Consider the following 25882-nt stretch of genomic DNA (forward strand, 5'->3'; position numbering starts at 1 on the left):
CGCAGAGTCGATATGCTGGAGGCCGCGTCATCGTGAAGGCAAAGGAATCTGTGTGAGCTCAGCCCCATCACCCCTGGCACCCCTGTTGTCCTTGTTGAGTCGGGATACGGCGGTGTCGGCCGCCCGGGCGGGCGCCGGGCGGTCGGATCGTACCGCTGACCTGGCGCTGGCGTTGCCCGATGGGGCCCGCCCCGCCGTCGCTGCCCTGCTCGCTGATGCGCTGGAGAGTGCTGCCGGGGAACATCCGGTGGTCCTACTCATCACCGCCACCGCACGCGAAGCCGAGGACCTCACCACCACGCTGGGCGCGTGGATGGACCCCTCGGCGGTCGCGCATTTCCCGTCCTGGGAGACCCTACCCCACGAACGGCTGTCCCCACGCTCGGATACGGTGGGTCACCGACTGGCCGTGCTACGACGTCTGGCGCACCCCGAGGCCGACGGCCAGCCCCCGTTGCGGGTGATCACCGCCCCGGTGCGCTCGGTGCTGCAGCCGCTGGTGACCGGACTGGGGGACCTGCAGCCGGTGAGCGTGGCCGTGGGGGAAGAACACGACTTCGATGACGTCGTCGCCCGGCTTTCCGATGCTGCGTACTCTCGCGTGGACATGGTGTCCCGCCGCGGAGAGTTCGCCGTGCGCGGTGGGCTGTTGGATGTCTTTCCGCCCACCGAGCCGCACCCGCTGCGCATCGAGTTCTTCGGCGATGAGATTGAGCAGATGCGGTACTTCTCGGTGGCCGATCAGCGCTCGCTCACCGACACCTCCGACGACGGGTCCGCCACCCCCACCCGGCTGTTCGCCCCGCCGTGCCGGGAGCTGCTGCTGACGCCTGAGGTACGGGACAAAGCGCGTGCGCTGCAGGCACAGATGCCCGGATCCGTGGACATGCTGGAGCGGATGGCCGAGGGCATCGCCGTGGAGGGCATGGAATCGCTGGCCCCACTGGTGGCCGAGATGGTGCCGTTGTTGGACCTGTTACCGGCGGGCTCGCTCAGCGTCGTCGTCGAACCCGAGAGAGTGCGGCATCGTGCTGATGATCTGCTGCGCACCAACGAAGAATTTCTGGAGGCGGCCTGGGCCTCGGCAGCCGGTGGTGGGTCCGTGCCGATTGACCACCAGCAGCAGGCCGGCGGTTTCGCCAGCCTGGCGGAGGCGCGCGCCCTGGCGCATCTGCGGGATCAGGGTTGGTGGCAGCTGAGCTCCCTGGAGACCGATACGGAGCTGTTGCCCGAAGTCGACTCGCTGACCACCGGCTTCCGGGCCCCGATACAGTTCACCGGCGACGTGCAGCCGATGATCGACCTGGTGCGTCAGCGCATGGAACAGCAGTGGTGCGTGGTGGTGGCCACCGACGGCACCGGATCCGCCCGGCGCATCGCGGAGATGATGCTCGAGGCCGGGATCACCGCCTCGCTGGTGGACCGGCTGGAGACGGGCTCAGGATTGCCGGCCTCTCAGGTGCTGCTGATCACGGCCGTCACCGGACGCGGCTTCACCTATCCCGACGGGCGCTTCGGCGTCGTCACCGAGCAGGACCTGTTCGGCCGCAACCACGTCAGCGCCGAGCGCGGGGCCAAGCGCTCCCTCGCTCGAAAGCGGCGCAATGCTGTTGATCCGCTGGCTCTGCAAGAGGGCGACTATGTGGTGCATGCCCAGCACGGCATCGCCCGGTTTGTGGAGCTGCAGCGCCGAAAGGTAGCCGGCTCGGTGTCGGCCGGCGGGGAAGGCTACCGCGAGTACCTGGTGCTCGAATACGCCGCCTCGAAGCGCGGTGGGCCGAAAGACCGCCTGTTCGTGCCCACAGATCAGCTTGACCAGGTCTCCCAGTACGTGGGGGGAGAGGCGCCGAGCCTGTCGAAAATGGGTGGTTCGGACTGGGCCGCCACGAAATCCAAGGCGCGCAAGGCCACCCGCCAGATCGCCGGGGAGCTCATTCAGCTGTATTCCGCGCGGATGGCGTCCCGCGGGCATGCCTTCGGCACTGACACCCCGTGGCAATCCGAGCTGGAGGAGTCCTTCCCGTTCATCGAGACCCCGGACCAGCTGACCACGGTGAATGAGGTCAAGAAGGACATGGAGTCCGAGGTGCCGATGGACCGGTTGGTGTCCGGCGACGTCGGCTTCGGCAAGACCGAAGTGGCGGTTCGTGCTGCCTTTAAAGCGGTGCAGGACGGCAAACAGGTGGCGGTGTTGGTGCCGACGACGCTGCTGGCCCGCCAGCACACCAGCACCTTCACCGAGCGCTTCGCCGGATTCCCGGTGCGGGTCAAGACCCTCTCTCGGTTCCAGAACGCCAAGGAGTCCCGCGAGATCCTGCAGGGCCTGGCCGACGGCACAGTCGACGTCGTGATCGGCACCCACCGTCTGCTCTCCTCGGAGATCGAATTCAAAGATCTCGGTCTCGTCGTCGTCGATGAGGAACAGCGTTTCGGCGTCGAACATAAAGAGGCGCTGAAGAAGATGCGCACCAATGTGGATGTGCTGGCGATGTCGGCCACCCCGATTCCGCGCACCCTGGAGATGTCGCTGACCGGGATTCGTGAGACCTCTACCCTGGCCACCCCGCCGGAGGAACGGCACCCGGTGCTGACCTATGTGGGCGGGTACACCGATCAGCAGGTGACCGCCGCGGTGCGACGTGAGCTGATGCGCGAGGGCCAGGTGTTCTACGTGCACAACCGGGTGTCGTCGATCGATTCGGTGGCCGCGCGCATTCGCGAGCTGGTGCCCGAGGCCCGGGTCGAGGTGGCGCACGGCAAGATGTCGGAGTCGCGGCTGGAGCAGATCATGGTGGATTTCTGGGAGAAGCGCTTTGACGTGCTGGTCTCCACCACCATCATCGAAACCGGGCTGGACATCGCCAACGCGAACACCCTGATCATCGAGAACGCGAACAACTACGGGCTCTCCCAGTTGCATCAGCTGCGTGGACGCGTGGGACGTGGCCGCGACCGGGCGTACGCCTACTTCCTGTACAACCCGGAGCGGCCGTTGGGGGAGACCGCGCTGGAACGGCTGAAAGCGGTGGCCGAGCACAACGAGCTGGGGTCCGGGATGCAGCTGGCCATGAAGGATCTGGAGATCCGCGGGGCGGGCAACCTGCTGGGCGGAGAGCAATCCGGGCACATTGCCGGGGTGGGTTTCGATCTGTACCTACGCATGGTGGGTGAGGCCGTGGCCGACTTCAAGGGCGAAGAGGAGACCGGGGCCGCCGAGGTGAAGGTGGAGCTACCGGTGAACGCGCATCTGCCGCACGACTTCGTGCCGGGGGAGCGGTTGCGTCTGGAAGCCTACCGGAACCTGGCCCAGGCCAAGGACGACGCCGAAGTGGATGCCGTGGTGGAGGAATGGACCGACCGGTACGGAGAGCTGCCCGAACCCGCCCAGCACCTCGTGGCCGTGGCCCGCTTCCGCAACCAGGCACGCGCGCTCGGGGTGCACGAAGTGATGCTGCTGGGAAAGAACGTGAAGTTCGGTCCGGCAGAACTGCCGGAATCGCGCGAGATGCGCCTGGCCCGGATGTACCCGGGCGCCTCCGTGAAGCCAGCGCTGAAAGCCATCCTGGTGCCGCGGCCCAAAACTGCCGGGGTGATGGGCAAGGACCTGGTCGACGGCGAACTGCTCGCCTGGGCACAGGAACTCTTGCAACGGATTTTCGCCCCGGAGCCGGTCGCGTCGTCGTCCTGAGCGCGTCGGCTGAGAGGTTCCGCAGGACGTTTAGAGACCCCGGAGCGTGTCTAGGAGGCGTTCGGCCACGGTGTCGGCGACGTCGGGGTGGTAATCCTCCGTGGAGTCGTCGATGAACAGATGGGTGTCGACCTCGTACTCGTACAGGGTTGCGGCGGCGATCCCGCTGCGTGCGGCAGTGCGACGTCAGCTGCAGGCTGGCTAGGACGTCGGCGCAGAACCTGAGGCGGCATCACCGGACGAGGAAGCGGCCGCGGCGCGACGTCGTTTCCACCATTCGGGGGCGGGTACTCCCGAGAGCAGCGGCGACAGGGGAGTGGCGTTGATGAGCAGGCCCAGCGCCCAGGAAATCAGCACGGTCAGGGCGAATCGCGAGAAGTTCTCATCCACATTGAACTGGGCCAGCTTGATGATGATGTAGCCGTGGGCCAACACGACCACGGTGCCGGTGCGCACCAACGCGTTGACCGCGGGGCGGGCCCAGCCGAGCGCCATGTTCACCCAGGTGCCGAATATCAACAGCATGCCGGTGGCCATCACGACGCCCACGATCGGGGTGATCAGGAACAGTCCGAAGCCAGAGAATTTGATGTTGTGTGAGGGGATTCCGGCGGCGACGGCGAGTCCGCCGAGAAGTACGAGCACGATACCGAGGCTGGCCAGCTGGTGCGGGCCGAGCCGGCGGGCGCCGTCGTGATGTTCCAGACGGGTCCCCGGAATCGATGCATAGCGGGCTAAGACCTCGTAGCGGAGGAACTCCCCGCACAGAATGTAGAACATGCACGGTAGGGCAAGACCGATGCCCAACGGCAAGAGCCCCATGGGGCCGGCCGGGTAATCGTCACCGCCGGTGATCTGCGCCAGACCCAGGCCGACCATCGACACGGCCCAAGCCACCCAGCTGGGATAGCGCTCCAGCCAGCGGCGCAACAGGGTGGTGAAAAACAGCACCGAAATGAACCAGAACGCCCACCACGGCGGGTCCTGCCAGGAGCCGCCGTACCAGCCGCGCGCCATGAGCTCCCAGAACTGGGCAGGATCATCGGAGTTCCAGCGCCAGGCGGCGAGGCTCATCAGCACGCCCCACGCCAGGTAGGGTACCGCCAGGGTGCGCCACCGTTGTCGGGCTTCAAAGGCGAACGTGCGCCCGCGGGTGAAGAAGAACCCGGAGAGGAAGAAGAACAGCGGCATGCGCCAGATCTCCAGGTAGCGCCGCCACTCCAGATCGGAGGCGTAAACATGCCCCACCACCACCGCCACGATGGAGACGATTCGCAACACATCGACCCCGGTATTGCGGGCGGTGGATCCGGTCCGCGGGGAAGTCGATGGGGGCTGTGGTGTCATTCAGCGGTGAGGGATGGGGCAGGTTCAGAAAATCGTGTGAACGACCCGGTTACCTCAGTGGTGGGTGGAGGCCGGGGCGGTCTGGACGCGGTGGATGTCGTTCTTCTCGAGGGTGTCACCGCGGCCGAGCAGGTTCTTCGGAACGATAAAGGTGACCACGGCCAGGCCCAGAGCGATCAGGCCGGGTGCCCAGGCGTTGCCCCAGGCCGCGCCCAGGTCCCAGTAACCCATGGCGAACAGGGATCCGCAGAACACCAGGAACAGCACCAGGGTCACCAGGATGTTGCCCCAGAAGCCGCCTTCAGCGGAGTGGTTGATGGCCTTTCCGTCACGAATCACGGTCTACCTCGTTCCCTTCGGTGAGTGAGCGTCAGATGAGTCTGACTCGGAGTCTTCTTCCAGGATAGCAAGAGTGGAGGAGGCTCCCAGACGTGTGGCGCCGGCATCGAGCATGGCCAGGGCGGTGGCACGGTTGCGAATACCGCCGGACGCTTTCACCCCGAGGCGATCACCGACGGTGTGGCGCATCAGTGCCACGGCTTCGACCGTGGCGCCGGTGCCGACAAAACCTGTGGAGGTTTTTACGAAATGCGCGCCCGCGGCCTCGGCGGCCTGGCAGGCCAGCACGATGGCGTCGTCGTCGAGTGCGCCGGTTTCCAGAATGACCTTCACGACGACGTTTTCCCCGGCGGCCTGCACCACGGCGGAGATATCGGCCATGAGTGCGGCCTGATCACCGGCGACGGCGGAGGCGTGGTGGATGACCATGTCGATCTCGGTGGCACCGTCTGCCACGGCAGCCGAGGCTTCGGCGGCTTTGACCTCGGAGGGGGTGGAGCCGAAGGGGAAACCGACAACGGCGCAGACCGGTACCGTGGAATCCTGCAGTGCGGCGGAGGCGGTCGCTACCCAGATCGGGTTCACACAGACGCTGGCCGCGGAGACCTGGTCGGCTTCGGCACACAGACGCAGGATGTCTTCGCGCAGGGCAGTGGGGGCGAGCAGGGTGTGGTCGATCACGGAGGCGAGGCTCGCGGAGGGCGCAGTCATGCTTCCAGCCTACCGGCGTCGTCGATCATCTCGCGCACCGCGGCGGTGAGTTCCTGGAGCCGGTGGTGGGCGTCCGGGACGGTGCCGGCCACGGCCTCCAGGTAGCACTTCAGTTTTGGCTCGGTGCCCGAGGGCCGCACCATCACCCGGGCGCCGTCGAGCTGAAACGTGAGAGCGTCGGTGTCCGGCAGGAAATCGATGACGTCGAGCACCGGGGCGCCGGCGAGCGTGGCGGGGGCGGTAGCGCGCAGTCGGGTCATCAGGGTGCCGAGCTGGCTCAGATCGGTGACCCGCAGGGAGATCTGCCCGGTGGCGGTGGGGCCGACCTGGGCTTGGAGTCCGTCCAGTTCCTCGCCCAGTGTGCTGCCCCGGGCGGCGAGTGCGGCGGCGGTGTCGGCGATGAGCAGGGCCGCGGCGATACCGTCCTTGTCGCGGACCACCTCGGGCGCCACGCAGTACCCGAGCGCCTCCTCGTAGCCGTAACCCAGGGCCGGTGTGCGGGCGATCCATTTGAACCCGGTGAGGGTGCGGTGGTGTTCGACGTCGGTGCCGGTAAGTAGCCGCTCGAGCATGCTGGAGGAAACGATCGATGACGCCGCGGTGGTGTGGGTGCGCTGTAGTTCCGGCAGCAACCGATGGCCGAGCAGTAGCCCGACTTCGTCGCCAGTGAGCATCCGGTATCTGCGGTGCTCGGGAGTGCTGGTGGCGGAATCGGGGATACCGACGGCGAGTCGGTCGGCGTCGGGGTCATGGGCGATGATCAGATCGGCGCCCAGGTGCGCGGCCAGCTCGAGGGCTGCGTCCATGGCGCCGGGCTCCTCGGGGTTCGGGAAGGCCACGGTGGGGAAATCCGGGTCGGGCTGTTGTTGCTCGACGACGACGTGATGGTCGGTGAATCCGGCCCGCTGCAGGGCCTCGGCGAGCACCGCACCGCCGACCCCGTGCAGGGCGGTGGACACCAGACGCAGTCCGGCGCGGTCGGTGGTCGGCGCGTTCAAGGGCAGCGCGGTGAGGACCTCGTGGAGGTAGTCGGTGACGACGGCGTCGTCGAGCACCGTCCAGCCCGAGGCGGCCAGCTCCGGCATCGTCGCGGCATGGCGGGCAATATGGGCCGTGATCTCGGCATCGGAGGGGGCGGTGATCTGCACGCCGCGACCGTGCTCGTCGGTCATCCGGGCGCCCAGATACACCTTGTAGCCGTTGTCCCGCGGCGGGTTGTGGCTGGCGGTAACCATGATGCCCGCGTCGGCGTCCAAGCGGCGGACCGCGGCGGCCAGCACCGGGGTGGGCAGCGGCCCCGGGAACAGCAATGCTTCGCACCCGGCGGCGGTGACGACGGCGGCCGAGTCTTCGGCAAAATCCGCCGAACCGTGGCGGGCGTCGTAACCGATCACGATCCGTGGGGGAGTGTGCTCGCGGGCGTGCGGGGATGTGTGCGGAGGCGTGTTCAGGGCGGCGAGGAGATAATCGGCGATGCCAGCGGCCGTGCGGCGCACCACCACGCGATTCATCCGGCGCGGACCCGGGCCGAGCTCAGCGCGCAGCCCGGCGGTGCCGAAGCTCAGAGTGCCCGCGAACCGCTCGCGCAGTGCTTCGCCGTCGCCGCGGGAGATCTCGTCCTCCAGGATGCGCGCGTGCTCGGGGTTCGGGTCGATGTCCATCCAAGCGCGGGCAGCGTGGACCAGTGCCGGGTCGGTCGGCGCAGCGAAATCGGGAGTCATCGGCTCAGATTCGATGGATGATCTCGGCGAGCAGAGCCGCAATGCGCGGACCCGCCTCGGTGCCGGCCTGCAGTACCTCGGTGTGGGAGAGCGGCTGATCCGACACCCCGGCGGCCAGGTTGGTGACCAGCGAGATCCCAAACACCTCCAGTCCCGCGTGCCGGGCGGCCACGGCGTCGAGCGCGGTGGACATGCCCACCAGGTCCCCGCCGATGGTCCGGGCGTAGCGCACCTCTGCCGGTGTTTCATACTGGGGGCCAGCGAACTGCACGTAGACGCCCTCGGTCAGCTCGGGGTCCACATCGCGGGCGATCCGACGGATCCGCGGCGAGTACAGGTCCGTCATGTCCACGAACTCGGGGCCGCGCAGCGGGGTGTCGCCGGTCAGGTTGACGTGGTCGCTGATCAGCACCGGGGTGCCTGGGGTGAGTGCCGGGTTGATGCCGCCGCAGCCGTTCGTCAGTACCACGGTCTCGGCCCCCGCCGCAGCAGCGGTGCGCACGGTGTGCGCCACGGCGTCGACGTCGCGGGATTCGTAGTAGTGGGTGCGTGAACCGAATACCAGCGCGTGAGAGCCATCGGGCAACCGCACCGAGCGCAGGGTGGGCCGGTGGCCGGGTACCGACGGAGCGTTGAATCCAGGCAACTCGGCGGTGGGCACGGTGGCCACGGTCTCGCCGAGGCGGTCGGCGGCCTGGCCCCACCCCGATCCCAGCACGACGGCGATGCGGTGGCGGTCCACGCCGGTGGAGTCGCGCAGGGCTTGAGCGGCCTCGCGGGCCTGGGGGAATCCGGGGTGGTTGCCGGTCACAAAGCGTTCATCACTCACGCACACCACCCTACTCACCGGCGGTGGGTTTTGGATTTAGGCCACCCCGCCAGGACAATGGTGACGTGAGTCCTCTCGAAAATGTTCAGCGTCCCTCTCTCACCATCGTCGGCGGCGGGCCGGGCGGTTACGAAGCTGCCCTGGTGGCGGCCAAACTCGGTGCCACCGTCACCGTGGTGGAACGCGCCGGACTCGGTGGCGCTGCGGTGCTCACCGACGTCGTGCCCTCCAAGACCCTCATCGCCACGGCCGACTCTCGCCGTCGCGTGATGAAAGCCCCCGCGCTGGGCGTCAAGCTGGACACCGAGGCCATCCAGACCGACATCCAGGCGATCGATCGGCGCCTGCTCCAGCTGGCTTCCGACCAGTCGCGGGATATTCGTACCGCCTTGGAGCGCCGCGGCGTCAAGATCATCATCGGCGAGGCGAAGCTCACGTCGGACAAGACCGTCGCCGTGACCACACCCGAGGGCACCGAAACCGTCACCTCGGACGCGATCCTGCTGGCCACCGGCGCCTCACCGCGTGAACTGCCCACCGCCATGCCCGACGGGCAGCGGATCTTCAACTGGAAACAGGTCTATAACCTCACCGAGTTGCCCGAGCACATGATCGTGGTCGGCTCCGGCGTGACCGGTGCTGAGTTCGCCTCCGCATACAACCTGCTGGGCGCGAAGGTTTCCCTGGTGTCCTCGCGCGATCAGGTGCTGCCGAACGAGGACCCCGACGCCGCCCGCGTGCTGGAGGACGTGTTCACCCGCAACGGCGTCAACGTCGTCTCCCGCACCCGCGCCAATGCGGTGACCCGCACCGAGAACGGGGTGCAGGTGGAACTGTCCACCGGGGAGATCCTCGAGGGCAGCCACTGCCTGCTCGCCGTCGGCGGAGTCCCGAACACGCAGAACATCGGGCTAGAAGAAGTCGGCGTGCAGCTTACCGAATCCGGTCACATTGCCACCGACTCCGTCTCGCGGACCTCGGTGCCCGGGATCTACGCGGCCGGCGACTGCACCGGTGTGTTCGCGCTGGCCTCCGTGGCCGCCATGCAGGGACGTGTCGCGGTGGCGCACCTGATGGGTGACGCTGTGCAGCCGATCAAGCACCACCTGGTGGCTTCGAATATTTTCACCTCACCGGAGATTGCCACCGTGGGACTGACCGACGCGCAGGCTCGCAGCGACCAGTACCAGGTGGATGAGATCAAGATGGATCTGACCACCAACCCGCGCGCCAAGATGGCCGACGTCTCCGAGGGATTCGTCAAGATCTTCGCCCGCAAGGGTTCCGGCACGGTGGTGGGCGGCGTCATCGTCGCCCCGCGTGCCTCCGAGCTGATCTACGCGCTGGCGCTCGCCGTCACCCACAAACTGCACGTGGATGACCTGGCGAACACCTTCACCGTGTACCCGTCGCTGTCGGGATCGGTGGCCGAGGCGGCTCGACGCCTGCACGTTCGCGGCTGACCTGGGAGGGGCGGGCGACCTGGTGCAGAAAATCCCGGTGCACCGTCGTGTCGCCGGTGAGTTCTGGGTGGAACGCGACAGCGGTGAGGTGCCCCTGGCGCACCCCGATCACCCGGCCGCCGTCGCGTAGCCGGGAGATGACCTGCACGTGTGCGGCGTGTTGCACCACCTCGGGGGCGCGAATAAACGACGCCGTCACCCGCTGTGGCACCGGACCCGTTTGCTGTGCGTCATCGGTAGGGGACGGGGTCCACTCAACGACGGCGCGCATCGAATCCAGTTGCGGACCGAAGGCATTGCGGCGCACCTGGACCGCCAGTCCGCCCAGCGGCACCAGTCCCGCCGCCGGATTCTCGACGTCGTCGGCCAACAGCACCATGCCCGCGCACGTGCCGAGCACCGGCAGCCCGGACGCGATCAGGCTTCGCAGCGGGGCGCGCAGCCCCACGATGTCGATCAGCCGAGACAGGGCGGTGGACTCCCCGCCGGGGATCACCAGTCCGTCCAACTGCGGCTGCTGCGCGCCCGGTCCACCGGGCAGATCCTTCGGCCCGCGGATCGCCACGGTCGTCGCACCGAGTGACTCCAGCATGCGCCGGTGCTCGATCACTCCGCCTTGCAGGGCGAGGACGCCGATCCGGTTCACCAACCGCGCTCGGCCAAACGATGCGGAGCCGGCAGATCCGCCACATTGATCCCGACCATGGCCTCGCCCAGACCGCGGGACGCTTCCGTGATGGCGTCGGCGTCGTCGAACTGAGCCGTGGCCTTCACAATGGCAGCAGCGCGGGCGGCGGGGTCACCGGACTTGAAGATGCCCGAGCCCACGAACACGCCGTCGGCGCCGAGCTGCATCATCATCGCGGCGTCGGCGGGCGTGGCGACACCGCCGGCGGTGAACAGCACCACGGGCAGCTTGCCGGTGCGCGCCACCTCCTGCACCAGATGCAGCGGGGCCGCCAGTTCCTTCGCCGCCACGTAGAGGGCGTCGGGATCGCGCAGGGCGGTGGCTTGGAGCTGGGCGATTTCGGAGGTGATGGTGCGGATGTGACGGGTGGCCTCGGAGACGTCTCCGGTGCCCGCCTCGCCCTTGGATCGGATCATGGCCGCGCCCTCGCCAATGCGGCGCAGCGCCTCACCCAGGTTGGTGGCGCCGCACACGAACGGTACGCGGAACCGGGTCTTGTTGATGTGGTGCACGTAGTCGGCGGGCGAGAGCACCTCGGACTCATCGATGAAGTCGACGGAAAGGGATTCCAGGATCTGTGCCTCCACGAAGTGGCCGATGCGTGCCTTGGCCATCACCGGGATGGACACCGCGTTGATGATGGACTCGATGAGGTCCGGGTCCGACATGCGGGCCACTCCGCCCTCGGCGCGAATGTCGGCGGGAACGCGCTCCAATGCCATGACGGCGACGGCGCCGGCGTCCTCAGCAATGCGAGCCTGTTCTGCGGTGACGACGTCCATAATGACGCCGCCCTTGAGCATTTCGGCGAGGCCGCGGCCCAGCTGGGCGGCATCATCCGGGGTGTTCTGGTGGTTCCGGTTGGTGTGGTCGGTCTGATCAGTGGTGATGGTTTCAGTCATGGGTCCCATTGTGGTCCGAGTGTGTGGACCAAAGATAGGGCCAGATTCTGATAGTTTTTGTGGACCAGTTTGTCTGCCCGAGGAGGCCCGGTGGCCCGCTTTGCCCCGTCGTTCGAGCTGCCGCTGAGCATCGACCGCACCGCACCCGGTTTGCCGCGCCAGCTGGCCGAGCAGGTCCGTGCCCTGATTCACGCCGATCGGCTGCGCCCCGGGGACCGGATGCCCTCCACCCGGGCGCTGGCCCAGGAACTCGGGGTGTCCCGCGGTTCGGTGAGTGCGGCCTATGAGCAGCTGGGCGAGGAAGGCTATCTGCAATCCACCCCCGGCGGCACCGTGGTGCATCCGCGTCTGGCGCCGGCACCTGCACCTGCTTCGGGGCGTGAACCGACCACCACGGAGCTGACAGAGTCCGCGCGGGCGTGGCACCGGGACGTCCGCAGGGAATCACCGATGGAGACCACTCGTGCGGCGCCGCTGCGCCCCGGGCGCCCCGACGTTTCGGTGCTGACCTCCACCGCCTGGCGGGCGGCCTGGCGTGCCGCCGCGGCCCAGCCCAGCCTCGGATACGTGGGCTCTGGGTCAATGACGCTGCGGCGGCAGATTGCCGAGCACCTGCGTTCCGTGCGGGCCATGGCGGTCGATCCTGAAGCGCTGGTGGTGACCGCGGGTGCCCGTGATGGGCTGCGCCTGCTGATCACGGCGGCCAGCGCTCGTCACTCGGGGCCGCTGACGGTCGCCGTGGAGGACCCTGGTTATCCCTCGCTGCACCAGGTCCCCGCCTCCATGGGGCACCGCGTACTGCCCCTGCCTGTGGACGACGACGGACTGCGGGTGGACGCGCTTCCCACCGGCGCCCACGCCCCCGCGATGGTGATCGTCACCCCGTCACACCAGTATCCGCTGGGATCATCCATGTCGGCCGGGCGCCGTCGTGACCTGATCCGCTGGGCCCAGCACAACAACGCCTTGGTGGTGGAGGACGACTACGATTCCGAACTGCGCTATGTGGGTGACCCACTGCCCTCCCTGGCCGCCTCCGACACCACCGGACGGGTGGCCACCCTGGGCTCCTTCGCGAAACTGGTCACCCCCGGGCTGGGGTTGGGGTATGTGGTGGTTCCGACGGATGTGCGTCAGGCGGTGACGTCGTTGACGGCGCAGGCGGGCACCCCGGTGTCGGGAATTGTGCAGGATGCGATGAGCACGTTCATGGCCCAGGGCGGACTGCGCCGCCACACCGCACGGATGCGCAGGGAGTACCGGCGTCGTCGTGATGTGGTGCTCCAGGTTTTCGAGGATGCCTCCATGCCGTCTTCGGTCACCGTGCTGCCGATGGCCGGGGGGCTGCACGCGGTGTTGACACTCGACGACGCAGCCCAAGAGGCCCGCGTCATCAGCGCGGCACGGGCAGCCGGGCTCGGCGTGCAGGGGCTGGGGGATTACTGGAGCCGGGGGACCTCGGCGCAGCCCGCCATGTCCGGCGTCGTGTTGGGCATCGGTGAGACGTCCCGGGAGCGCCTGCAACAGCAGCTGGAACAACTGCGGGCGGTGCTGGTCGCTGCCCTCCAGTGAAGGGACAGCGATCAGCACCGCCCGGTCGTTGTCAGATCCATCCAGATCAGACCAGTCCAGATCAGCGAATGGTGACCTCGTCAAGGTTACGGGTCTTGGTTTCCGGGGCCAGGATCAGTGCGAGCGTGGTCAGCACGGCCGCAGCGGAGAGGTAGTACCCCACGTAGGACACGTCGAAGCTCTGCACCAGCCACGCGGCGATGAACGGGGTCAGCGCGGCACCCAGAATCGAGGAAACGTTGTAGGCGACGCCGGATCCGGTGTAGCGGGTGTTCGTCGGGAACAGCTCCGGCAACACCGCAGACATGGGCCCGAAGGTCAGACCCATCAACGCCATGCCGACCATGAGGAACGCGACCATGCGCACGGCCGAAATACCGTCATCGGTGATCATGTTCTCGGGGGAGAGCCACCAGCCGAAGGTCAGGCCGAACACCACGATCAGCGCGGAAATCACGATCAGGGTGGGACGTCGTCCGAAGCGGTCCGCCAACAGGCCCGAGACGGGTACGAAGGCGGCGAAGAAGAGGATGCCGATTAGTTGCAGCACCAGGAACTCGTTGTAGGACTCGCCCAGGCCACCGCTTTCGCGGCGACCGATGGCGTAGGAGAGGATCCAAGTGGTCATCAGGTAGAACAGCACGTAGGTGGCGTACATGATGAAGGTGCCGAGAATCAGCTCCCACCAGTTGCGCTTGAAGACCTCGCTAATGGGGGCTTTCACCCGCTGGTCATTGTCGATGGCGCGCTGGAAGACCGGGGTTTCCTCGAGTCGGACGCGCACCCACATTCCCACAGCCACCATGACGGCGGACAGCAAGAACGGCAGGCGCCACACCCAGTCGATAAACACGTGGTCGGCGCCGTGCTCCACGGAGTTGTAACCGAACGCCACCACCAGAATCAGGAACAACCCGTTGGCCAGCATGAAGCCGATGGGCGCACCCAGCTGGGGCCACATGGCGGCCCAGGCGCGCTTGCCTTCCTTCGCGGTTTCGGTGGCGAGCAGCGCCGCACCGGACCATTCGCCACCCAAGCCCAGGCCCTGGCAGAAGCGCAGGATGGTGAGCATGACCGGCGCCCACAGCCCGATTTGGAAGTAGGTGGGCAGGCAGCCAATGAGGAAGGTGGCGATGCCCATGGTCAGCAGCGAGCCGATCAGGGTGACCTTGCGCCCGATGACGTCGCCGAAGTGACCGAAGATGATGGATCCCAGCGGCCGTGCCACGAAGGCGGCACCGAACGTCGCCATCGAGGCCAGCAGTGCGGTGGATTCGTTGCCATCGGCTGCGCCCGCGAAGAAGATCAGCGGGAAGACCGACACGGCGGCTGTGGCGTAAATGTAGAAGTCGTAAAACTCAATCGAGGTGCCGACCAGTGAGGCGATCACGACGCGGCGGCGGGGCACTCCGAGTTCGGCGGTGCCGTCGTCGGGGCGGGAGCCCTCGACGGTGGTGGTGTCTGCGGACATGCAGGTTTCTCCTGAACAGGTGTGATTAATTTAGTCGGCGATGACGGCGATGACGGCGCCGGCGGTGACTGTGGCACCGGCGTCGGCGGCGAGCTCCGTGATGGTGCCCGCTTTGTGGGCCGTCAGTGGCTGTTCCATCTTCATGGCCTCGAGCACCACAATCAGGTCTCCTTCGGCCACGGTGTCACCCACGTGGGCGGCCACCTTGACGATGGTGCCCTGCATCGGCGAGGTCAGCGTGTCCCCGCTGGCCCCGGACGCGGTGGCGCCTCGGGCTGAACTGCGGGAACGGCGACGGCGCGACCCTGGTTTTGAGGCCGCACCACCGGAGATTGATGGTACTGCACCGTAGCCGCCGGGCAAAGACACCTCGACGCGCTTACCGTTGACCTCCACGGTCACAGTGCGGCGTTCGTCGTCGTCGGACTCAGCGCCACCCGCGGCCTCGGCGCCGCCAACAGGACCCGCGTAGGGGGCCAGCTCGGTGGCGAATTCGGTTTCGATCCAGCGAGTGTGCACGCTGAAGGGCTCGTCCGAGCCGTGCACCTCGGGCGCAAAAGCAGGATCGGTGACCACGGCGCGGTGGAATGGCAGCACGGTGGCCATGCCTGCGATCTGCATCTCGGCCAGGGCGCGCCGGGATCGACGCAACGCCTGCTCGCGGTCAGCGCCGGTGACGATGAGCTTGGCCACCATCGAGTCGAAGGCGCCGGAAATGGTCTCGCCCTCCTCGACGCCGGTGTCCACGCGTACGCCGGGGCCACCCGGCAGGCGGAAACTGGTCAGGGTGCCCGGTGCGGGCATGAAGTTGCGACCCGGGTCCTCGCCGTTGAGGCGGAACTCGAAGGAGTGTCCGCGCACCTCGGGGTGGTCGTAGCCCAGGGTCTCACCGCGGGCGATGCGGAACTGTTCGCGCACCAGGTCCAGCCCGGTGACTTCCTCGGAGACCGGGTGCTCTACCTGCAGGCGCGTGTTGACCTCGAGGAAGGAGATGGTGCCGTCCTGGCCCACCAAGAACTCGCAGGTGCCGGCGCCGATGTAACCGGCGGCACGCAGCAGCTCCACGGAGGACGAATAAAGGCGCTCGTTCTGCTCGGTGGTCAGGAACGGGGCAGGTGCTTCCTCCACGAGCTTTTGGTTGCGCCGCTGCAGGGAGCAGTCGCGGGTGGAGACGACGACGACGTTGCCCGCAGCGTCGGCCAGGCACTGGGTTTCCACATGGCGCGGTGCATCCAGGAAGCGCTCCACAAAGCACTCGCCGCGTCCGAACGCCGCGGTGGCCTCGCGCACGGCCGATTCGTAGAGTTCCGGAATCTCGGCACGCTCGCGTGCCACCTTAATGCCGCGACCACCGCCACCATGAGCGGCTTTGATGGCCAGGGGGAGTCCGAATTCGTCGGCGAAAGCCAGCACTTCATCCGCGCTGGTCACCGGATCGGGGGTGCCCGGAGCCAGGGGAGCACCGACCTGCTGGGCCAGGTGCCGGGCCGAGACCTTGTCACCCAGCTGTGAGATGGCCGATGGCGGCGGGCCGATCCACACCAGCCCGGCATCGAGTACCGCCTGAGCGAAATCAGCGTTTTCGGAAAGGAACCCGTAGCCGGGGTGCACGGCGTCGGCACCGGAATCGCGGGCGGCCTTCAGGATCTTGTCCACCACGAGGTACGAATCGGTGGCGGTCACCCCGCCCAGGGCGTAGGCATCGTCGGCCAAACGCACATGCAGGGCATCGCGGTCGGCGTCGGCGTACACCGCTACCGCCTCCAGACCCTCATCGTGAGCGGCGCGGATGACCCGGACCGCGATCTCGCCTCGGTTGGCGATCAGCACCCGCGAAAACGGGCGGAGATTCATCGGCTCACCGGTGGTGGCGGTCATGCAGGTCGGCTCCTTGAACGTGCTCGGTTGCCGCCAACGGGGCAGCATCGGGGTCTTCGGTGACCTCCCCGGAGCCGCTGGGCACCCCGCTGGGCTCGGTGGGTCACCCTGAAAAGGGTATGCCACCAGACGTGGGATTCCTACAGGATGACGCGCGGAACATGCCCGAATCGGTCCATCTCTTGTAGGAATCCTACAGTTGACCCGCTGTCAGGGCGCGGTTAGTCCGCCCAGACGGAAGTAAGCGAGTATCCCAGCTCGTTGAGCATTTCGCGCAGGGCCAGCACGGACAGGCCCAGCACCGCATTCGGATCACCCTCCACCCGGCGCACCAGGGCGGCCCCGCGGGCCTCCAGGGTGAAGCCACCGGCGCAACCCAACGGTTCCCCGGTGGCCACGTAGTCCTGGATCTCTGCCTCACTGGCATCGGCGAAACTCACCTGGGCCGAGACCGTGCGTCGGCGCTGCCGGGTCGGGTCCGGCAGTGCGCCCTCGGCATCGGGAATCTCGATCACGGTATGCCCGGTGTGCAGGGTGCCGGTGCCGCCGGCCTGGGCCCTCCAGCGTTCCAGCGCCACGTCGGCGGTGCCGGGTTTGCCGTGGGCTTCGCCGTCGAACTCGAACACCGAATCGCAGCCCAGCACCAGCAGGGCGGGCTCGTTCTGCGCGGGTGTTGCTGCGGTGCCTGCGTGATCTCCGGTGTGATCCTCGGGTGCGTCATCCACGTCGGTCAGGAGCGTGGCGACGACGTCGAGGGCCTTCGCCCGGGCGAGCTCGCCGGCCAGTGTCTCTGGATCCGGCGAGCCTAATTCTGCGGCCACCGCCTCTTCGTCGACGTCGGAGACCATGGTCATGAACGGGATCCCGGCCCGGTGCAGCACCTCGGCCCGGGCTGACGACGCCGAGGCCAGCACCAGGCGGAACGGACGACTCATGCCAGGGCCTCGCGCAGGGTGTCGAGTCCCATTGAGCCCAAGCGCAGCGCCCGGGTGTGGAACGCCTTCAGATCGAACTCGACGCCGTTCTGCGCGGCGCGCTGCTGGTGCTCGGCGCGGATCTGTTCCCAGATGCGCTGACCGACCTTGTAGGAGGGCGCCTGGCCGGGCCAGCCCAGGTAGCGGGTGAACTCGAATTTCCGCTGGCCTTCGGAGATGTCCAGGTGGCGGCTCAAGAAGGCGTAGCCGTTCTCCGGGGTCCAGTGTGCCTCGCCGACTTCCTCTGGCGGGGTGAACCCGCAGTGCACGCCGATGTCGAAGACGACGCGTGCGGCGCGCATGCGCTGCATATCCAGCATGCCCAGGCGGTCGCCGGCATCGGAGAGGTAACCGAACTCGTCCATCAGCCGCTCCGCGTACAGGGCCCAGCCCTCGCCGTGTCCGGAAGTCCAGCAGCCGTTGCGGCGCCAGTCGTTGAGCTCGTCGGCCGCGGTCATCGAGGTGCCCACCTGCAGATGGTGGCCCGGAACGCCCTCGTGATACACCGTGGTGGTTTCGGCCCAGGTGGTGAAAGAATCCTCACCGGCCGGCACCGACCACCACATCCGCCCCGGGCGCGAGAAATCCTCGGACGGGCCGGTGTAGTAGATGCCGCCTTCCTGCGTGGGTGCGATCATGCACTCGATCCGGTCGATCTCCGCCGGGATCTCAAAGTACTGCTTCATGGCGGCCAGCGCCTCGTCCGAACGCTGCTGCATCCACTCACGCAACGCCTCGGTGCCGTGCAACTGACGGGCCGGGTCCTCGTTGAGTAGCTTCTTGGCTTCCTCAATGGTGGCGCCGGGGGAGATCTGCTGGGCGACCTGCTCCTGTTCGGCGACGATGCGGGACAGCTCCTCGATGCCCCAGGCGTAGGTGTCCTCGAGATCCACGGTGGCGCCAAGGAAATCGCGGGAGGCGAGACGATACGCTTCGATGCCCACGGCGTCCTCGGTGGGGGCCTCGGGGCGCAGCTCGGCGCGCAGGAACTCGGCGAAATCGCGGTAGGCCTGCGCTGCGGCCTCGGCATGTTTCTCCACCTCGGCGCACAGAGCCTCATTGACGTTGCTGTTGGCCGCGGCGCGCTGCACCAGGGTGGGGAAGAAGCCACCGTCGGCGCCGTGGGCTTCGGACTGCTCGATCACGATGTCGACCTGGCGCACTGCAGCGATCTGGCCTTGTCTCGCCGAAGAACGCAGCGATTCCTGGTAGCCGACCAGGGCGCTGGGGAGGTTGGCTAGACGGCCGGCCAAGTGCTGCCAGTGCTCTTCGGTCTCATCCGGCATCATGTCGAACACCATGCGGATCCCCTGAGCCGGGGAGGCGATGTTGTTGAGTTCGGTGCGGCCGGTGGCGTGAATTTCACGGGCCAGTCCAACGCGTTCACGCAGGGCGGCCAAAGTGACCAAATCGACCGAGTCCACCGGGGTGATCAGATCCAGGTCGGCCAGCAGTTCCGCATTGACCCGATCCACAGCCTCGGTTCCGGCTGGCGAGTAGTCCGGGTACTCGGTCTCGTGGCCGGGGCGGCCCAGCTCGGTCGCGGCAACGGGGTCCAATTCCAGCAAGTTGGCGAAGTAACGGTTCGCGCGATGATCAATGTCTGACAGGGGGCGAGGGGAAGCAGATCCGTGCTGTGCCTCGGTGTGATTCTCGGTCATGGTCACATCCTACGGGTCGATATCCAAGACCGTCGCATGTCAGTAGTTCACCGAAGCGGGGACCGAGCCAGCAGCCGAGCCCGCAGCCGAAACAACAACGGAAACAGCACCGGAAACAGCACCGGAAACAGCACCGACCCGGCGACGTAGCCTCGCGGAAACATCGGTCGTGCAGACTGATCCACGAACCTTGGAGTCACCTGGACATGGTGCTGGTGTGACGTTTAGGGTAAAAGTGATGTGTACCACAGGGGCGCGTGAGCCGCGTCTCTGCAGATAATCGACCTTGTTAAGGACTGGGGGCATGATGAGTGTTTCTTCCGCCCAAGAGCACACCCAGAACACACCGCCCAACGCGTCGCCCCTGGTGCGTCTGCACGAAGTAAATAAGCACTTCGGCAGCTTCGCTGCGCTGACAGATATCAACCTCGACATTCCGCAAGGCCAGGTTGCTATTGTCATCGGCCCCTCTGGCTCCGGCAAGTCCACGCTGTGCCGCACCATCAACCGCCTGGAGACCATCGATCCCGGCGGCACCATCGAAGTCGACGGTAAGGCCCTACCCGAAGAAGGCAAAGAACTCGCCCGACTGCGCGCCGATGTGGGCATGGTGTTCCAGTCCTTCAACTTGTTCTCGCACAAGTCGATCCTGGAGAACGTCACCCTCGGACCCATCAAAGTCCGCGGTGTGAAGAAGAAGCAGGCCGAAATAGAAGCTATGGAGCTACTCGACCGCGTCGGAGTGGGCCACCAGGCCAAGAAAATGCCAGCCCAGCTCTCCGGTGGTCAGCAGCAGCGCGTCGCGATCGCCCGCGCCTTGGCCATGAAGCCCAAAGTGTTGCTCTTCGACGAGCCGACCTCCGCACTGGACCCGGAAATGGTCCAAGAAGTGCTTGACGTGATGGTCGACCTGGCTAAGGGCGGGATGACCATGGTCGTCGTCACCCACGAGATGGGCTTCGCGCGCAAAGCCGGCGACCGACTGATCTTCATGGCCGACGGCAAAATCCTCGAAGACACCACTCCGGAAGATTTCTTCACGAACCCGAAGACCGATCGCGCCAAGGACTTCCTCGGCAAGATTCTGGCTCACTGACTCACACACCGAGCAACCGCTCATTCATCACCCACGCAATCGAAAGGCATACGATGCGCACTCCCTTGAAGACCACCCTCGCCATGGCAGCCGTGGCCGCACTCGCCCTCGTGGGCTGTTCTCCCGCTCAGACCGAAGATTCCGATGAAGGCGGCGAGAACGGCGGCGCCGGCTCGATCACTGTCGGCATCAAGTACGACCAGCCCGGTCTGGGCTTCCGCGAAGGAAACAACGATCCCACCGGCTTCGACGTCGACGTCGCCAAAGCCGTGCTGTCCGAGATGGGCTACGAAGAATCTGACATCGAATGGGCCGAAGCCGAGACCCCGCAGCGTGAGAACCTGCTGGAAAACGGCCAGGTCGACATGATCTTCGCGACCTACTCGATCACCGACGAGCGTGCCGAGCGCGTCGATTTCGCCGGACCGTACTTCGTGGCCGGTCAGGACATCCTGGTCCGCGCCGACGACACCGAAATCAACGGCCCGGATGACCTCAACGGTCGTAATCTCTGCTCAGTGACCGGCTCGACCCCGGCACAGAACGTACAGGAACGCTACGCCGATGACGTGAACCTGGTGGAGCAGAACGGCTACGCCGAGTGTCTCACCTACCTGCAGTCCGGTCAGGTCGACGCTGTGACCACCGACGACATCATCCTGGCCGGCCTGGCCGCCACCGATGAGTACGCCGGTGAGTTCAAGGTGGTCGGCAACCCCTTCACCGAAGAGCTCTACGGTGTGGGTCTGCCCCCGGAGTCAACGGAGGTGTGCGAGGAGGTCAACGCCGCGATCCAGACCCTGTTCGACAACGGCACGATCAATGACCTGCTGGCGGCGAATACCGAGGGTGTTGAATACGAAGCCAACGAAGAGCTGAACACGGACATCGAGCTGCAGTCCTGCTCCTGATCGCCTTCAGCTAGTGAGCTGCAGTGACCCGTGGCGGCGGCAAGAATCGTCGCCGCCGCGGGTGCTGGCTCGCACCCATCATCCTTGCCCGCGCCTCGAGACCCTGTGAAGAGGAGGTGAACCGTCGTGGACGGGTTCCTCAGTCTGTTTGAGACCTACCCCATCATGGAGGGCTTCTGGACGAACATTCGGCTGGCGTTCTTCTCAGCAATCGCCGCGTTCATCCTCGGTGTCATCCTGGCCCTGTTCCGTATCTCCCCGGTTCCTTCCCTGCAGTGGATCGGCACCGCCTACGTGAACGTGGTGCGCAACACCCCGCTGACCGCCATTATGGTGATCGGCATCCTGGTGGTCTGGGGGCAGCTGAGCATCCAGTTCTCCTCCGATTTCAACCTCAACTTCTTCATCCTGGCCACGATCAGCCTGACGATCTACCACGCGCCCTTCTTCTGTGAGGCGATCCGTTCCGGGGTGAACACCGTCCCGCTCGGACAAGCTGAAGCAGCCCGGTCTATCGGGCTGAGTTTCCTTCCCGCGGCTCGCCTGGTGATCCTGCCGCAGGCGCTGCGTGGGGCCATCACCCCGATCGGAAACACCCTGATCGCGCTGACCAAGAACACCACGGTCGCCGTCGCCGCCTCCGTCACCGATATTTCGGCGGTGATGCGGGCGATGATCGAATCCAACCCGAACCTGATGATCTACATCTTCCTGACGATCGCCATCGGGTTCTGCCTGATCGTGATCCCGATCGGGTTGCTCACCACCTGGCTGTCCAATCGATTGGCGGTGCAGAATTGAGCCAGCAGACCGTTCTCTTCGACGCCCCGGGCCCTAAAGCCCGCCGGCGGATTCTGATCACGAACATCGTCGCGGTCATCGTCGTCGCCGCGCTGATCGCTCTGGTGCTGTGGCGCCTGTGGGACCAAGGTCAACTACGCCCGCACCTGTGGCTCAACGCCATCAACGGCAACGCCTGGACCAACTACTTGCTGCTGGGTCTGCAGTTCACGCTGCAGGCCGCGGCTATTGCGGTGGTGACCTCGCTGATTTTCGGCCTGGCCTTTGGCTTCCTGCGGCTGGCCCCGTATGCACCGATCCGTGGGTTCGCCACGGTGATCGTGGAATTCTTCCGCGCCGTGCCCGTGTTGATCCTGATGGTGTTCTTCTTATCGTTTTACTCGCAGATCATTGCCCCCACGGGACTCATCGATCCGCGGAATGCTCCGTACTTTTCCGTGATTACCGCCCTGACGCTGTACAACGGCTCGGTGATTGCCGAGCTCGTGCGCTCCGGTGTGAAGTCCCTGCCGCGCGGCCAGCGTGAGGCGGCGATGGCGGTTGGTATGACCAATACCCTGTCGCTGCGCACCGTGGAAGTGCCGCAAGCGGTGATCGCGATGTTGCCGTCGTTGATCTCTCAGTTCGTCATCATCCTGAAAGACTCGGCACTGGGATACCTGATCGGCTTCTCCGAGCTGCTGCGCTACGCCCGTCAGCTGGGCTCCGGCTACGGCAATATTTTGCAGTCCATCACGGTGGCCGCGATCCTGTTCATCCTGCTCAACTTCCTGCTCGGATGGGTGGCCACGAAGCTGTCGCGGCGGCTCAGCTCGCGCACCGCCGGTGATACCACCGCGGAGGCGCCCGGAGGGGCGATCGGTAAACCCGCAACGCCGTAAGTCTCAGCGCAGCCCGGCAGCGGAGCGCCAGGTGCGCACCTCGGAACCGGCCCAGGTGGACATCCGGCGGCGTCGGCTGGCCTGTGCTGAAGGATCGGCGTCGTCCTCCGTCGAAGTATGAGCCGCGGACTGCAGCGACTGCACCACCAACAGGAGTGCGGCGGTCTCTTCTTCGGTGAGTCGGGACCCGGTGATGCGGATCCCGGTGGACTCGGCTTCGGTGGACGGGGCAGACATCACAGCGGGATGTTTCCGTGCTTGCGGGCCGGGCGCGATTCACGCTTGTTTCGGGTGGCGCGCAGGGCCCGGACCACCTGGGTGCGGGTTTCCGAAGGGGCGATCACCTGGTCGATGTAGCCCAGCTCGGCTGCCTGGTAGGGGTTGAGCAGCTCTGCTTCGTAATCTTCGACGATCTGGGCGCGTCGGGCTTCGACATCGCCGCCGTCCTCACCGACTGCTTTGAGCTCGCGCCGGTAAAGGATGTTCACGGCACCCTGGGCACCCATCACACCGATCTGGGCGGTGGGCCAGGCCAGGTTCACGTCGGCGCCGAGCTTCTTCGAGCCCATCACGATGTAGGCGCCGCCATAGGCCTTGCGGGTGATGACGGTGATTTTCGGGACAGTGGCCTCGGCGTAGGCATAAATGAGTTTGGCGCCGCGGCGGATGATCCCGTTGAACTCCTGGTCGGTGCCGGGCAGGAACCCCGGCACATCGACGAGGGTGAGGATCGGGATATTGAAGGCGTCGCAGAACCGGACGAAGCGCGCGGCCTTCTCTGAGGCCGCGATGTCCAAGGTGCCGGCAAACTGCATGGGCTGGTTCGCCACGACTCCCACGGTGCGGCCCTCGACCCGGCCCAGCCCGCACACCGCATTGGGGGCGTAGAGCTCCTGGGTCTGCATGAAGTGGCCGTCGTCGACGATCATCTCGATGATGGTGAGCATGTCGTAGGGCTGGTTCGCCGAATCGGGCACGATGCGGTCCAGCTCCAGGTCATCGACCGTGATGTCGAGCTCTTCGACAAAGTCGTCGACGGGCGGGTCAGAGAGGTTATTGGAGGGCAGGAACTCCAGCAGATCGCGCACGTACTCGAAGGCGTCCATTTCGGAGGCTGCCAGGTACGAAGCAGTACCGGTGGTGGAGTTGTGGGAGGTTGCCCCGCCCAGGGTCTCCATGTCGACATCTTCACCGGTGACGGTCTTGATCACGTCTGGCCCGGTGATGAACATGTGGGAGGTCTGATCCACCATGATGACGAAGTCGGTCAGAGCCGGTGAATATGCAGCACCGCCGGCACAAGGTCCCATGATGATCGAGATCTGAGGGACGACTCCGGAGGCCATCACGTTGTTGCGGAAAATGTCGGCGAACATCGCCAACGAGGCCACGCCCTCCTGGATGCGGGCGCCGCCGCCGTCGTTGATGCCAATCACCGGGCAGCCGTTGCGGGCGGCGAACTCCTGGACTTTGACGATCTTCTCGCCGTTGACCTTGGACAGCGAGCCGCCGAACACGGTGAAGTCCTGAGAGTAGATGGCGACGAGGCGGCCGTCGATGGTGCCGTACCCGGAAACCACACCGTCGCCCAGAGGGTGCTTGGCGTCCATGCCGAAGGCGGTGGAACGGTGCACGGCCAACTGGTCGAACTCCACGAAGGAGCCCTCATCGAGGAGCATCGCGATGCGCTCGCGGGCGGTGTTCTTGCCGCGGTCATGCTGCCGGTCCACGGCGGCCTGACCGGCGGGAACCTCGGCGGCCTCGCGCCGACGGTAGAGATCCTCCAGCTTGCCCGCTGTGGTGGTCAGGTCCGGGGTGGCGTCGAGATCCTGCCGGCTACTGTCGCTACTCACATCAACTCCATTCCGTGCACGCACGGATTTAGACGGTTCGTACTAACGATCACTCAGTCTACTGCCAGTCTGCTGGGTCGCAGTTGTAGGAAACCTCCAGATTTCGTCCGCTCGCGTCGAGTCAGGCTTCGTGGAGCAAGCCTCGCTAGGCTGGAGAAATGATGCCCTCCCGCACCGGACTCACCTGGATCGACCATGTCTCCTCAACACAGGACGTCGTCCTGGACCACAGCACCGACCTGGATCATGGCGCGGCCGCCGGTACGGATGATCAGCGCGCAGGCCGAGGGCGCAACGGGCGGATCTGGGAGGCCCAACCCGGCCAATCGGTGGCCGTGTCCACCCTGCTGCGTCCCTCCCGCCTAGACCCACCGCTGCCGGCGCAGCGCTGGCCCTGGATCACCTTGAGTGTTGCCGCCGCCGTGGTGGAGGTGGTGCGCGGCTGGGGTGTGCCCGCCTCCGTGAAATGGCCTAATGACGTGATGATTTACGACGATGACGGCACCGGGCGCAAGCTCGCAGGCATTCTCGCCCAGGTCACCCCTGATGCCAGCGGGGTGGTGCTGGGGATCGGACTGAACCGGGATTTCAGCGCGGGCCACCGCCCTAGCGAACTGGCTGTGGCGCTCAGCGACTGGACGGCACCGGGCGAGCTGCCGGACTCGCCGCGCCTGGCTGAAACCTTACGTGGCACCGTGCTGGACGCCGTCGATCATCTCGCTCGCAGCCCCAACCCGGTGGCACGGGTACGTCCGGTGATGCACACGCTGGGCCAGCGCGTGCGCGCCGAGTTGCCCGGTGGCGTGACGCTGGTGGGGACCGCTTCCGGTTTGGGGGAGTCGGGGACGTTGCTGATCGAGGTCGAGCAGGTGAGTGCCCCCGAATTCGACAACGCGTCGAAATCCTCGGCGACCATCGACGAAAGGGCCGGAATTCGTGGAAAGATAGTGACGGGTGAGACCTACGAGGTCTCAGCTGCCGACGTGGTCCACCTCCGGCCGCAGCATCCGCCAGTAGTGTCGGAGCGAGTGGAGGGCGCCGCGCACAAGACCAATATGTATGACCAGAATAAAGGGCACAGGGCAGGGGAGTGACC

The 25882-nt window shown here is 66.3% G+C and carries 21 protein-coding genes; 8 read left to right on the forward strand and 13 right to left on the reverse strand.

Annotated elements, in window-relative coordinates; all coding sequences use genetic code 11:
- The first annotated feature begins 46 nt into the window (after nt 1-46).
- The gene (mfd, locus tag P8192_RS04875; protein WP_431521159.1) at nt 47-3688 is read left to right on the forward strand and encodes a transcription-repair coupling factor; all 3642 of its coding nucleotides are present in this window, start codon (nt 47-49) and stop codon (nt 3686-3688) included.
- 201 nt (nt 3689-3889) lie between these two features.
- Here the strand turns inward: mfd and P8192_RS04880 are convergent, their stop codons facing one another.
- Genes P8192_RS04880 through P8192_RS04900 form a run of 5 tightly spaced genes read right to left on the reverse strand, consistent with a single transcriptional unit; the run spans nt 3890 to nt 8635 of the window.
- On the reverse strand, nt 3890-5035 hold the full coding sequence (locus tag P8192_RS04880; RefSeq protein WP_278158950.1) for an acyltransferase family protein: 1146 nt from the start codon (nt 5033-5035) through the stop codon (nt 3890-3892).
- A gap of 54 nt (nt 5036-5089) precedes the next feature.
- Nucleotides 5090-5374, reverse strand: a complete 285-nt coding sequence (locus P8192_RS04885; protein WP_270105855.1) for a hypothetical protein — start codon at nt 5372-5374, stop codon at nt 5090-5092.
- A gap of 3 nt (nt 5375-5377) precedes the next feature.
- Nucleotides 5378-6085: a deoxyribose-phosphate aldolase gene (deoC, locus tag P8192_RS04890; RefSeq protein ID WP_278158953.1), complete on the reverse strand. Its 708-nt coding sequence runs from the start codon at nt 6083-6085 to the stop codon at nt 5378-5380.
- The gene (locus P8192_RS04895) at nt 6082-7806 is read right to left on the reverse strand and encodes a phospho-sugar mutase (protein ID WP_278158955.1); all 1725 of its coding nucleotides are present in this window, start codon (nt 7804-7806) and stop codon (nt 6082-6084) included. Before P8192_RS04895 ends, deoC begins: the two co-directional genes overlap by 4 nt.
- A gap of 4 nt (nt 7807-7810) precedes the next feature.
- Nucleotides 7811-8635 carry a purine-nucleoside phosphorylase gene (locus tag P8192_RS04900; protein ID WP_278158957.1) on the reverse strand — a complete coding sequence of 275 codons (825 nt, stop codon included), beginning with the start codon at nt 8633-8635 and terminating at the stop codon, nt 7811-7813.
- A gap of 65 nt (nt 8636-8700) precedes the next feature.
- Between P8192_RS04900 and P8192_RS04905 the strand changes: the two genes are divergently transcribed.
- Nucleotides 8701-10098 carry an NAD(P)H-quinone dehydrogenase gene (locus tag P8192_RS04905; RefSeq protein ID WP_278158960.1) on the forward strand — a complete coding sequence of 466 codons (1398 nt, stop codon included), beginning with the start codon at nt 8701-8703 and terminating at the stop codon, nt 10096-10098.
- Here P8192_RS04905 and pdxT read toward each other — a convergent pair.
- A complete protein-coding gene (gene pdxT, locus P8192_RS04910; protein ID WP_278159742.1) occupies nt 10031-10744 on the reverse strand; it encodes a pyridoxal 5'-phosphate synthase glutaminase subunit PdxT in 714 nt (237 codons plus the stop codon). The two genes, P8192_RS04905 and pdxT, sit on opposite strands and share 68 nt — an antisense overlap.
- A complete protein-coding gene (gene pdxS, locus P8192_RS04915; protein WP_278158962.1) occupies nt 10741-11688 on the reverse strand; it encodes a pyridoxal 5'-phosphate synthase lyase subunit PdxS in 948 nt (315 codons plus the stop codon). Before pdxS ends, pdxT begins: the two co-directional genes overlap by 4 nt.
- A 90-nt stretch (nt 11689-11778) precedes the next feature.
- On the opposite strand from pdxS, the gene P8192_RS04920 reads away from it, so the two are divergent.
- Nucleotides 11779-13260: a PLP-dependent aminotransferase family protein gene (locus tag P8192_RS04920; RefSeq protein WP_278158964.1), complete on the forward strand. Its 1482-nt coding sequence runs from the start codon at nt 11779-11781 to the stop codon at nt 13258-13260.
- A 61-nt stretch (nt 13261-13321) separates the two neighbouring features.
- Here the strand turns inward: P8192_RS04920 and P8192_RS04925 are convergent, their stop codons facing one another.
- The 4 genes from P8192_RS04925 to P8192_RS04940 all read right to left on the reverse strand — a co-directional run bounded on the left by P8192_RS04925 (nt 13322) and on the right by P8192_RS04940 (nt 19244).
- Nucleotides 13322-14731: an MFS transporter gene (locus tag P8192_RS04925; RefSeq protein WP_278158966.1), complete on the reverse strand. Its 1410-nt coding sequence runs from the start codon at nt 14729-14731 to the stop codon at nt 13322-13324.
- A 30-nt stretch (nt 14732-14761) separates the two neighbouring features.
- On the reverse strand, nt 14762-16609 hold the full coding sequence (locus tag P8192_RS04930; protein ID WP_278158968.1) for an acetyl/propionyl/methylcrotonyl-CoA carboxylase subunit alpha: 1848 nt from the start codon (nt 16607-16609) through the stop codon (nt 14762-14764).
- Nucleotides 16610-16830: 221 nt separating this feature from the next.
- On the reverse strand, nt 16831-17544 hold the full coding sequence (locus P8192_RS04935) for a Maf family protein (RefSeq protein WP_278158970.1): 714 nt from the start codon (nt 17542-17544) through the stop codon (nt 16831-16833).
- The gene (locus P8192_RS04940; RefSeq protein WP_278158972.1) at nt 17541-19244 is read right to left on the reverse strand and encodes a DUF885 domain-containing protein; all 1704 of its coding nucleotides are present in this window, start codon (nt 19242-19244) and stop codon (nt 17541-17543) included. The genes P8192_RS04935 and P8192_RS04940 overlap by 4 nt, the downstream gene beginning before the upstream one ends.
- 307 nt (nt 19245-19551) lie before the next feature.
- Here P8192_RS04940 and P8192_RS04945 point away from each other — a divergent pair, with 307 nt between their 5' ends.
- The 4 genes from P8192_RS04945 (at nt 19552) to P8192_RS04960 (ending at nt 22933) form a co-directional block, all read left to right on the forward strand.
- Nucleotides 19552-20340 (forward strand): amino acid ABC transporter ATP-binding protein, encoded by a 789-nt coding sequence (locus tag P8192_RS04945; RefSeq protein ID WP_431521160.1) that lies wholly within the window; start codon nt 19552-19554, stop codon nt 20338-20340.
- Nucleotides 20341-20393: 53 nt separating this feature from the next.
- A complete protein-coding gene (locus tag P8192_RS04950; RefSeq protein ID WP_278158974.1) occupies nt 20394-21251 on the forward strand; it encodes a glutamate ABC transporter substrate-binding protein in 858 nt (285 codons plus the stop codon).
- A 126-nt stretch (nt 21252-21377) separates the two neighbouring features.
- On the forward strand, nt 21378-22052 hold the full coding sequence (locus P8192_RS04955) for an amino acid ABC transporter permease (RefSeq protein WP_431521145.1): 675 nt from the start codon (nt 21378-21380) through the stop codon (nt 22050-22052).
- On the forward strand, nt 22049-22933 hold the full coding sequence (locus tag P8192_RS04960; protein WP_278158975.1) for an amino acid ABC transporter permease: 885 nt from the start codon (nt 22049-22051) through the stop codon (nt 22931-22933). The genes P8192_RS04955 and P8192_RS04960 overlap by 4 nt, the downstream gene beginning before the upstream one ends.
- Nucleotides 22934-22936: 3 nt before the next feature.
- On the opposite strand, the gene P8192_RS04965 is transcribed toward P8192_RS04960, so the two are convergent.
- Nucleotides 22937-23170, reverse strand: a complete 234-nt coding sequence (locus P8192_RS04965; RefSeq protein ID WP_278158977.1) for a hypothetical protein — start codon at nt 23168-23170, stop codon at nt 22937-22939.
- A complete protein-coding gene (locus tag P8192_RS04970; RefSeq protein ID WP_278158979.1) occupies nt 23170-24786 on the reverse strand; it encodes an acyl-CoA carboxylase subunit beta in 1617 nt (538 codons plus the stop codon). Before P8192_RS04970 ends, P8192_RS04965 begins: the two co-directional genes overlap by 1 nt.
- 158 nt (nt 24787-24944) lie before the next feature.
- Between P8192_RS04970 and P8192_RS04975 the strand changes: the two genes are divergently transcribed.
- Nucleotides 24945-25880, forward strand: a complete 936-nt coding sequence (locus P8192_RS04975; protein WP_278158981.1) for a biotin--[acetyl-CoA-carboxylase] ligase — start codon at nt 24945-24947, stop codon at nt 25878-25880.
- Nucleotides 25881-25882: the final 2 nt, after the last annotated feature.

Source organism: Citricoccus muralis, from assembly GCF_029637705.1.
GTDB lineage: Bacteria > Actinomycetota > Actinomycetes > Actinomycetales > Micrococcaceae > CmP2.

What these genes read in the sequence shown, in the direction of transcription:
- P8192_RS04880 (WP_278158950.1), bottom strand. Translation starts at nt 5,035, where the DNA reads ATGACACCACAGCCCCCATCGACTTCCCCGCGGACCGGATCCACCGCC.
- deoC (WP_278158953.1), bottom strand. Translation starts at nt 6,085, where the DNA reads ATGACTGCGCCCTCCGCGAGCCTCGCCTCCGTGATCGACCACACCCTG.
- P8192_RS04895 (WP_278158955.1), bottom strand. Translation starts at nt 7,806, where the DNA reads ATGACTCCCGATTTCGCTGCGCCGACCGACCCGGCACTGGTCCACGCT.
- pdxS (WP_278158962.1), bottom strand. Translation starts at nt 11,688, where the DNA reads ATGACTGAAACCATCACCACTGATCAGACCGACCACACCAACCGGAAC.
- P8192_RS04925 (WP_278158966.1), bottom strand. Translation starts at nt 14,731, where the DNA reads ATGTCCGCAGACACCACCACCGTCGAGGGCTCCCGCCCCGACGACGGC.
- P8192_RS04930 (WP_278158968.1), bottom strand. Translation starts at nt 16,609, where the DNA reads ATGACCGCCACCACCGGTGAGCCGATGAATCTCCGCCCGTTTTCGCGG.
- P8192_RS04935 (WP_278158970.1), bottom strand. Translation starts at nt 17,544, where the DNA reads ATGAGTCGTCCGTTCCGCCTGGTGCTGGCCTCGGCGTCGTCAGCCCGG.
- P8192_RS04940 (WP_278158972.1), bottom strand. Translation starts at nt 19,244, where the DNA reads ATGACCGAGAATCACACCGAGGCACAGCACGGATCTGCTTCCCCTCGC.
- P8192_RS04945 (WP_431521160.1), top strand. Translation starts at nt 19,552, where the DNA reads ATGAGTGTTTCTTCCGCCCAAGAGCACACCCAGAACACACCGCCCAAC.
- P8192_RS04950 (WP_278158974.1), top strand. Translation starts at nt 20,394, where the DNA reads ATGCGCACTCCCTTGAAGACCACCCTCGCCATGGCAGCCGTGGCCGCA.
- P8192_RS04965 (WP_278158977.1), bottom strand. Translation starts at nt 23,170, where the DNA reads ATGTCTGCCCCGTCCACCGAAGCCGAGTCCACCGGGATCCGCATCACC.
- P8192_RS04975 (WP_278158981.1), top strand. Translation starts at nt 24,945, where the DNA reads ATGATGCCCTCCCGCACCGGACTCACCTGGATCGACCATGTCTCCTCA.